Source organism: Gordonia sp. i37 (assembly GCF_002043085.1).
Classification (GTDB): domain Bacteria; phylum Actinomycetota; class Actinomycetes; order Mycobacteriales; family Mycobacteriaceae; genus Gordonia; species Gordonia polyisoprenivorans.
The window spans coordinates 1-10,279 of sequence record NZ_MVPX01000552.1 but is presented as its reverse complement, the minus strand read 5'-3'; the positions used below and the strand labels follow the sequence as shown (position 1 = coordinate 10,279).

Here is a 10,279-nt window from a genome sequence, read left to right as displayed (position 1 = left end):
ACCTCCAGTCCGACGCCGAGTAGCTCGGTGACGAGGGCGCCGGGAATGAGGATCGGCCACAACACAAGTGGTTGTTGTTGCAGCGTTTGCCAGGCGAGTTGGAGTTCACCGACCGACGGGATGCCGTTGCCGGTGGAGATGATGATGGTCTGCCCGTTGGCCTTCGCCTCGGCGATGCGGCTCAGGACGTCGTTGTCGGCCCAGGTGTTGCCCTCGCTCAACGGGAGTCCCCACATCGCCGACAGACCGTTGTCGATGTCGGCGCGCGCGGTCTGGATGATCGGGATGAGTACCCACCCCAGCGGGTTGTTGGTCTCGTAGAAACCCGAGTACGAGCGCGCCACGGCGAACACCTCGGGGTGGTTCAGCGCGACGATGATCGCGGGCGCCCCGGACATCGACACACCGACGATCGCGTTGTCCGACGTCCCGATGTCGAAGTTCTCGTTGAGGTAGGCGGGCAGTTCCTCACCGAGGAAGGTATCCCATTGCGGTGCAGTGGTACTGCCGGTCGGCGCCGACTGCCAGTTGGTGTCCCACTCGCCCTTGCCACCGGCGGGCATCACCAGGTTGTAGCTGGTGCTGTAGGCGGCCACCGCACCCGAGGTGGGCGTCGCCCAGTTGTTGTACTCGTCGTTCGACCCCAGGCCGTCGAGGAAATACACGGCCTGCTCGGTCTGGCCCGGCGCCTGATCCGATGCCCGCACCTGCACGACGACGTTGCGACCCAACGCCTCCGAGTAGAGGGTGCAGGTCTGGATGTGCTGGGCCTCCTCATCCGGAGTCCGCCACTCGCATCCCGGACGAAGGGTGCCCGGGTCGACCGCACGCGCCTGTCCCGCCACCCCGATCAGCGCTCCGGCTGTCGAGATCACCACCACCAATCCGGTGACCACACGACGCCGCACACCGAATCCCCCACCACGCATGACTGAGCCTTCCGAGATCTCCCCCGACCCGGATCGACGGCAACACCACTCGTTGCCGCAGGGAACATTACGGACAGCACGCCCTCTACGCAGCACAAACACCGACTTTGCTGTACCGATGCTCCTGGTCGCGTCGGCAAAGACGCCAGCGGTGGGTCGGGCCTCAGCTCCCTCGGTCGGCGGCACGGTCGGCAACCAACTCCGCGACCCGTGCCATCACATCCGGCTCCCCCAATTCGGCGTGAGAGACGTCGAGCCGTGCCACCCGCGGCGTCGTACTCACCAACGACTCCCACCCGGAGATGTCACCGGTCTGTGCCGACGCGACGTAGAGCACCTCGTCGACGTCGACGCGACCGGTCCGATGCGCACGCACCGCAGCGATGAGAGCCCGCAATCGTTCGGCGATAACCACATCGGCCGTCGTGCCCTCCTGCGCCGGAGCCAGTGCCAACTCGTCGGGAGTCCGTGCGTCCATCAACACCAGCAGCTCGACCCGCTCACCGAGGTCGGTGAGTTGGCGGGCGATCTCATGGGCCAGGTTCCCGCCGATCGACCACCCGATCAGCCGATAGGGTCCCGACGGCTGCCGACGGCGGATCGCGTCGACGTGACGCCGCGCGATCTCGGCCATGCTGCCGGGCATCTCACCGGAAAGCAGTTCGGGGAGTTGCAGTCCCACGACCCGATGTCCCGACGTCGCAGCCAGCGGGCGGAACGGTGTCGGCATGCCACTCACGCCGTGCACCGCCCACAGGAGCGGCAGTCCGGAATCGTTTTCGGCACAGTCGAAGTCGACGACGCGCTCCCGGTCGGTGCCGACGCGCGCGAGTGCGGCGGCCACCCCGCGCGGGGTCGGATGGGCCACGAGATCGGCCAGATCCGGACGCAGCCCGGTGTGATCGACGATCTCGGCATGCAGCCGCAGCAGCAGAAGCGAATGCCCGCCGAGGGCGAAGAAGTCGTCGTCGACGCCGGGTTCGCAGCCCAACACCGCTTCGAACGCCGAAATCACCTTACGCTCCAGATCAGTTGCGGCACTGCAGCTTCTGGAATCACGCTCGTGCGACGACGACCCGGCAGGCGCGGGCAGCCGGGAGGTGTCGATCTTCCCGGTCACGGTGCGTGCGATCTCGTCGACCACGATCACCTGTGCGGGCACCATGTGTCGCGGTAGTCGCTGCCGGCACGCTCGCTCTGCCTCGGCACCGCCGACGCCGACCACGTAGGCGACGAGCATCGGCCCCGCGGGTCCCGGCCGCACGACGGCCGCGGCCTGGGTGGCGCCCGCGCCCATCAGGACGGCCTCGATCTCCGCCGGCTCCACCCGCTGCCCCCGAAGCTTGATCTGCCGGTCCGCCCGGCCCACATACGTCAGCGCACCGTCGCCCTCGAGACGCACCCGGTCTCCGGTGCGATACATTCGGCCGCCGCCGGGGTAGGCCACGAAGCGCGCCGACGTCAACGCGGTGTCACCCAGATACCCCTGTGCCAGTGCATCTCCCGCGAGATACAGCTCGCCGTCGACACCGGGTGGTACCGGTCGCAGCCAACGGTCGAGGACGACGACGGTGGTGCCGTCGACGGGCCTGCCGATCCGTACCGCGACGTCCGGGCGCACGGGTGCGAAGGTTGCCGCGACCGTGGCCTCGGTCGGGCCGTACACGTTGACGAGTTCGCAGCGCGCAGCCCACGCACGCGCTATCGACGGGGACAGCGCCTCACCCCCGACGAAGACCAGTCGTACCGATGTGAGTCGCTGCGCGTCGAGCGTCGCGAGCACGGACGGCGTCGCGATGAACACCGTGATCCGTTGCGTGACAAGCCACTCGGTCAACTCCGCCCCGGCGGTGAGCCCGGCGGGTGTGACCACCAGCCGCCCGGCGACCGCCAACGGCAGCACCATCTCCATGATCGACGGGTCGAAGCCGACGCTGACCATCGCCGCCACCCGGTCGTCGGATCGGATCGGGGCGATCGCCGCGAGCCGCCGCAACCCGCGGTGCCCGACGACCACCGCATTCGGTGTGCCGGTGGTACCCGACGTGGTGATCACATACGCCGCGGATGCCGGCGACACCCGCGCGACCGGCACCCCGGTCGCCGACGCTCCCGAGATGGAGGGGCGCAGCGGAACATCGTTGTCGTACAACGGGCATGCACCGGTTCGCTCGAGAACTGAGTCGATCCGCGCCGGCGGATGTGCCACGTCGACGGGGACGGGCACCGCGCCGATCCGGGTGACGGCGCGGAAGGCGACCTGCTGGCGTACGGACCGTTCGATGAGAATCGCCACCCGCTCACCACTGCGGATACCTCGCGCGCGCAACGCGTGTGCGGTCACCGCCACCCAGTCGTCGAGGTGCCGATAGCTCAGCAGCGTCGTGCCGTCCTCGATGGCGATGCGATCCGGCTGATGCGCAGCGGGTTCGGCGAACATGTCACCGAGTGTCGCGGGATCGGTGTACGGCGCGCCGTGCGCGCTCGCCTCGATCAGGGTCTGCTCGTCGGGCAACAGCAGATCGACCGAGGCCATGCGTGTTCCGGCCTCGTCGACGAGGAACTGCAGCGCCGTCTCCATGCGTGCCATCAGGGTCTCGACGGTCGCAGGAGCCGCCCACTGCGCCCGATGCGCGCAAAGTAACTTTCCGTCTTCGACGATCACGCGCAGCGCGAAATCCCCCATCGGCGTGAGGGACTCGTCGACGTCACCCATCGTGGCCGGATCGAGGAGCGTGTGATCGGACGCGTCGGCACCGACCGTCAACGCCACCTCCGCCAACGAGGGAGCGACCGACCCGCCGGTGACCCCGATCTCCCGCATCACCTCGTCGAACGGAACCCACGAGTGCTCCAGCGCCGCGATATCGTCGTCTCGAACCCGATTCACCCACTCTGCGCATGTCATTCGTGGGTCGAGACGTGTCCGCAGCACGACGGTCGCGACCAGCATCCCCACCACGTCGGACAGATCGGGGTCTCGCCGCAGGGACGTGGTGGTCGCCACGACGACGTCATCGGTGCCCGACTGCACGGCCAGCGCCCACGCCAAGGCTGCGTGGACAAGGTGGAATCGGCTGACGCGCAGCCTCCGTGCGGCCCCGTCGAGCTGCGGCCACAGCTCCGCTGCAAGCGTGCGACGAGTGCGGACGATCCCGCCCTCGGTGTGAGGCAGGTGATCGAGGACCAGGGGCGCAGGCGGATCGGCCAGCACACGTTGCCAATACGCCAGTTCGCGGTCACGCGCAGCGGACTCGGCGGCCAGCAACCGGCGGCTCACCCGCGCGGACGACGGAGCCGCCGCAAGCGTTCTGCCGATGCAATTCGGCCCGCTGAGCAGCGCGGCCAGTTCCCGCTGCAAGACGACCGCGGACTCACCGTCGAGCGCGATGTGATGCGCCACCACCAGCACCGCAGACACCGTCTGCTCTTCGGAGGCGATCAGGCCGATTCGGACCGGTGGAGAGGTGGCGAGCGAGTCGAACGGGGTCGCAAGCATCTCGCCGATCGCACCCTCGTCGAGCAGATCGATCGTCGGTTCCCAAGTCTCGAGGACCCGCTGGCGCGGCCCGTCGTCGAACATCGGATACACGGTGCGCAACGCGGCATGCCGACCAATCAACGTACGCACCGCAGTTCGCACGTCCACCACGCCGGGGTAATTCGGCCCGCTCGCTTCGCTCCCGGCGCCGGGGTAATTCGGCCCGCTCGCTTCGCTCCCGGCGCCGGCCCCACCGGGGACCGGCAGGAGTACCGGTACGTGATAGCCGGGTTTGCCGAGTTCGGCCGCCATCCACATCCGTCGTTGCGGCCCGGTCAGCGGGACGTCGCCACCCTCGGTCGCAATCTCTTCGGCGTCGGGCGCAACACGCACCTCGCCGTCGTTCGCCTTCTCGGCGATCCGGCGATCGAGCCGCGCGGCGAGCTCACCGACGGTCGGCTGGTCGAACAGCCACTTCGCCGACACCGTCCACCCGAGCTGCCGGGTGAGCAGCGAGGCCACCCGCGCCGCCGACAGTGAGGTGCCACCGAGATCGAAGAAATCGGTATCCGCACGCACCGACGCGCGATCGACCGCCATGATCTCCGCGAACGCCGCCGCCACCGACTCCGAGGTGTCCGTCCCGGCCACGGTCTCCTCACCGACGAGCCCACGACCCGCGCCCGCGAAACCGATCAGTGCGTCGACGAGTTGGTCGGCCACCTCGTTCGCCGTCCGGGCACTCACCCGGGCCGAATACACCACCGTGAGCACCAGCGCCCCGTCACGGTCGCCGACGATCACCTCGAGATCATGGCCGGCAGCCTCACGCTCGGGCACCACCTGCACCGGCTCCGCACGCACCGCTTCGCTCCCGGCGCCGGCGCCAGGCATATTCGGCCCGCTCGCTTCGCTCCCGGCGCCGGGCATATTCGGCCCGCTCGCTTCGCTCCCGGCGCCGGCCACAACCGCGTCGGGCTCCGGCACCACGTCCTGCCCCACCAACAAGATCGACGTCAACGGATCGTGGGTGGACCGGGCATTCGGGCACACCGCACGCACCACCGACTCGTACGGCACTTCCTGATGGTCGGCGATCCGCAGATGCGCCTCCCGCGCACACGCCACCGCGTCGGCAACAGTCGCACCCGGCTGCAGCCGGGTGCGCACCGCAACGGTGTTGACGAACATACCGAGGACCCGCTCCCACTGCGGCGCCGAGCGCCCGTGCACGGGGACCCCGACCACGACATCCCACTCCCCGGTCAATCGACCCAGCGTTGTGGTCAAGGCGCCGTGCACGGCGTGAAAGACGCTCGCGCCCAACGCCGACGTCTGTTCCCGGAGCGCGGTGATCACGTGCGCGTCGACATCCCGCACCACCCGGCCCCCGCTGTCGCCGGGCGGGCCGGGCAGCACGACGGGTGCGCCGGCATCACCGAGTTCGGTGGTCCAGAAGTCGATGTCGCGGGTGAAGCGACTGGTGGGATCATCCGGGTCCCCGAGGATGTCGCGCTGCCACCGGGTGTAGTCGGCATAGCCGGGTGCCGGCTCGGCGGGTAGTTCCGTCCGGTAGGCCGTCATCAGGTCGTCGAGAAGGATGCGCATCGACCATCCGTCGACGGCGATGTGGTGCAGGGTCAGCACCAGGTAGGCGCCGCCGAGGTCGGTCTCCCCCTCGTCACTGTCGTCGCCGCTGACGAACAGCCTTGCCCTGATGGCGGTCTCGCGTTCGAGGTCGAAGGGACGTGCGACTTCCGCCGCGATGGCGTCGCGGACCGCCGCAATGCTCACCGGCTCGACGACGAGGTCGGCAACGTCGGTGGTGAGGCGTTGTTCCGGTCCGCGACCGGTATCGGGAAAGCGGGTACGCAGCGATTCGTGCGCACCTACGACCGCGCGATACGCCTGGACGATCCGCGCCGGATCGTAGGGTCCGCGAATCCGCAGGACGAGCGGGATGTGGTAGGTGGTGTCCTCGGGATCGAAGCGGTGGTGAATCCACATGCGCCGCTGCGGATATGCCAGTGGAAGGTACTCGGGACGCGGCGCGCGGTGCGGTATCGGGCCGGTGAGGTCTGCCGCGGCGTCGATCCGTCGGGCCAGCTCGCCGACGGTCCGCGCGCGGAACACGACGTCGGCGTCGAGGTCACGGGTGGTGCGTGCGATGAGCCGAGACCGGACCCGTGCCGCCGACAGCGACGTTCCGCCGAGCGCGAAGAAATCGGTGTCCGAGCCGATCTCGGCGCCCGCGCAGTCGAGAACCTCCGCGAGGACCTCGGCGACGAGCTGTTCGGTGGAAGTGGTGACCGGCGTGTTCGCGGGCACAATTCGGCCCGCTCGCTCCGCTCCCGACACCGGCTCCTGCGCGGCAACCGGATTCGGCAACCGGGGATGATCGATCTTGCCACTCGGTCGGGTCGGGAAGCGGTCGACCACCGCGATCGCGGCCGGAACCATGGTGCGCGGCAACACGGTCCGCGCTTGTTCACGCAACCGCTCGGGACGCGGCCGATCGCCGGGCGCCGGGATGACCCACGAGACCAGCAGTGGCTCACCGGCCCGGTTGGTGCGCACCGCACTGGCGGCGGCTGCCACCCCGGGCAATCCGGCGAGCGCGGCGTTGATCTCCTCGGCCTCCATTCGCACGCCACGGATCTTGAGTTGGTCGTCGGCGCGACCGTGGATCACCAGCGAGCCGTCGCCGCGCCGGTGGACCAGATCGCCGGTGCGATACATGCGGTCACCGTCGCCGAAGGGGCGCGCGACGAATCGCGAGGCGGTGGTGGAGGTGTCGGCGAGGTAGCCGCGCGCCAATGCGGCTCCGGCGACGTACAACTCGCCGACGGTGTAGTCGGGAACCGCCTGCAGCGACGAATCCAACACCAGCGCTTCGATATCCGGGACGAGGGTGCCGATGCTCACGGCGCTGGTGGTGTCCTGACGGTAGGTGGCGCTGCTGATCGCGACGGTCGTCTCGGTGGGCCCGTACTCGTTGGTCACCGACACCGACGACGTCCACCGGCTCAGGAGCGTGCGTGGCAACGCTTCTCCGCCCACCACCACATGCCGCAGCCGTTCCATCTGGGACGGGTCCAGGGTGCTCAGCACCGATGGCGTGGTCATCAGCACCGTCACCGCCGACCGTGTGATCTCGGTGGCGAGTTCGGCTCCGGCCATCACCTCGGGTGGGCAGATGACGACGCACGCGCCCGACGCGCGCACCGGCACCACACCCATCAGGTGGGCGTCGAATGCCGTGGTGTGCGTGTGCATCACCCGGTCGGTGTCGTCGAGTTCGAGTCGTTCGGCGGTGGTCAGCGCCCACGCGGCCAGCCCGCGATGGGTGATCTCCACACCCTTGGGTGTCCCGGTCGTCCCGGAGGTGAACGCGAGGTAGGCGACGTCGTCGAGTTGCAGTGTGCGGGTGCGGTGTCGGGGCTCGAACTCGGTGACGCGGCGGGAGCGGTAGAGGTCGGAGTCGTCGAGTGCCACGACCGCGATCCTGACGGGCAGTCGGGGCGGGCGATCGGCGCGCAGCGTCAGGATCGTGCGCGCCCCGGAGCGCTGGATCAGCCGCTCCCGGCGCCAGGTTGGGTCCGCGGGGTCGAGGTTGACGAATGCGGCGCCGACACGGGCCAGCGCCATCGTCGCGACGACATCGAAGCACGATCGCGGTAGATGCTTCGCGACGACGTCTCCGGGCCCGAGGCCGCGATCCCGCAACGCCCACGCGAGAATCCGCACCAGCCGCTCGACGTCCGCGTGGCACAGGACCTCGCCGTATCCAGGAAAGCGATGTGTCACATCGATGATCGCCGGCCGCGTGGCGTCCGGCACGGGCTGACGATCGAGGAGCTCGGCAAGAGTCTGGGGCGCACAAGTCTGGGCAGAGATCGCCTGCGGCACCGGCGCGCGTGTCAGGGCGCGTACCGGCAGCGCGGGGTCGGCGGTGCCGCTTTCCAGGGTCTCGGTGATGGCGGTCAGGAGCGCCTCGAGGCGGCCGGCATCGGCGACCGAGTCCCGGCATGCGGCGGCGAGATACGTCCGATCGCCGTCGCGGCCGAGCATGATGTCCAGTGCGGCCTGAGTACTGCCGGTCGTATCCAGCCCGGTCGTATCCAGCCCGGTCGTATCCAGCCCGGTCGTATCCAGCCCGGTCACGCTCAAGTCCGGGGGTATCTCACCGACCACGACGTCGACGAGGGATCGGCCCGCGCGTTCACGCTCCGGGTCGGCGATCGCGGCGATCTCGGCCAACGGCAGATCCGAATGGTCGATCGCCCCGAGAACGCCGAGGGTGTTGCGGCGCAACAGTGTGGCGAAGGTGTCGTCCGGTTCGATGCGGGTGCGCAGCGGGACGGCCCGCGCGAAGAGCCCGCAGACCGTGCTCCATCGAGGATCGGTCCGTCCCGACACCGCCGTGCCCACGGTGCATTCCGACGCGCCGCCGGTGGTCATGACGCGTTCCGCAGCAGCGGCCTGGCGAGTCAGGACCACGGCGATCGCGGTGTGCACCACGATGAACGGGGTACTCGCGACCGCGGCCGCGCACCGATCGATCCGCGCGGTCAGCTCCGTCGGAAACACCACTCGCCCGTGATGTGTGGCTCCCGATCCCGTCGCGGCGAGGTCCATGTCGGTCACGGTGAGCGGCACGATGGGTTCGGCGAACACCCGCGACCAGTAGCCGGTGAGACGGTCGCGGTGGGTGCGCACCATCGCTTGTCGCCATCTGCTGTACTGCCGGTAGTCGAGACGACGCGCGGAGTTGGTCGGTGGACCGGTTGTGAGTTCTCGGCGCAGCATGCGTGCGGTCTCGCCGTCGGCGCTGATGTGGTGGATCACGCACACCAGCCGATACCCGCCCGGCGTGTCGACGAGGCGCACCCGCCACGGCAGGGACACGGTGAGATCGATGGGGCGGCGGGCGATCTCGGCGAGGACTTCGTCGGCGTCGACGTCGGTGAGGGGATCGAGGGCACCGAGGTAGGCGTCCACCTCGTTGTCGGTCCACAGTCGTTGATAGGGCACCCCGTCGAGTTCCGGGAAGCCGGTGCGCAGGCAGTCGTGTCGGCGGACCAGTTCGGACACCCGACGCCGGATCTCGCGGGCGTCGGTGCCCGGTACCGGGACGATGCCGGCGAGCACGTAGCCGGGTTGGTCGGGGTCGGCGTGCCAGCGCAGCCACAGATCGAGTTGCTCCGGTGTCAGCGCCGGGTGATCGGGGTCGGCGCTCTCCTCGACCTCCCACAGGTCCGGGACCGCGTCGTCGTCGACGATCGGCGAGGTCGACAACAACTGCGCCAGCCCGGCGATGGTGGGGTGGGCGAACACCTCGGTGACACCGATTCTGCTGCCGTGCAAAGACAGTCGGGCCGCCAGGCGCGCGGCGGTCAACGAGTTGATGCCGAGGGTGACGAGGTCGGTGTCGGGGTCGAGCGGTGCCGATGCCGCTGGGTCGTCGCCGCTGTCGAGGCACTCACGAATTGCGGCGGCCACCATCTCCTCACGCGGTGTCAACGGCCGGCCGATACCGCTGGAGTAGTGCATCTTTCGGAGGAGTTCGGTCTGGTCGACCTTTCCGTTGGCGGTCAGCGGCCACTCGTCGACGACGAGGATGCGGCTGGGCACCGCATAGGCGGGCAGTCGTTGCGCACACCACGAGATCAGCGCTGACTCAGAGGGTACCGCCTGCGCTGCGGCGCCCACGCGGACGGCCGCCACGAGACGCGCTGCACTCGCGACACCGTCCTGCAGCACCCGGCAGTCGAGGACGTCGGGCGCCGCGGTGAGCGCGGCAACGATCTCGGCCGGTTCGATGCGGAATCCGCGGATCTTCAGTTGGTCGTCGACGCGCCCGAGGAAG

The 10,279-nt window shown here is 69.2% G+C and carries 2 protein-coding genes; both read right to left on the bottom strand.

Features of this window, described 5'->3' with window-relative positions; genetic code table 11:
• A partial coding sequence (locus tag B1964_RS27330; RefSeq protein WP_216354292.1) for an alpha/beta hydrolase family protein occupies positions 1 to 929 on the bottom strand: 929 nt, incomplete at its 3' end.
• Positions 930 to 1,092: 163 nt separating this feature from the next.
• Positions 1,093 to 10,279 (bottom strand): non-ribosomal peptide synthetase (locus B1964_RS27325; RefSeq protein WP_139765899.1); only part of this gene is annotated, 9,187 nt, incomplete at its 5' end.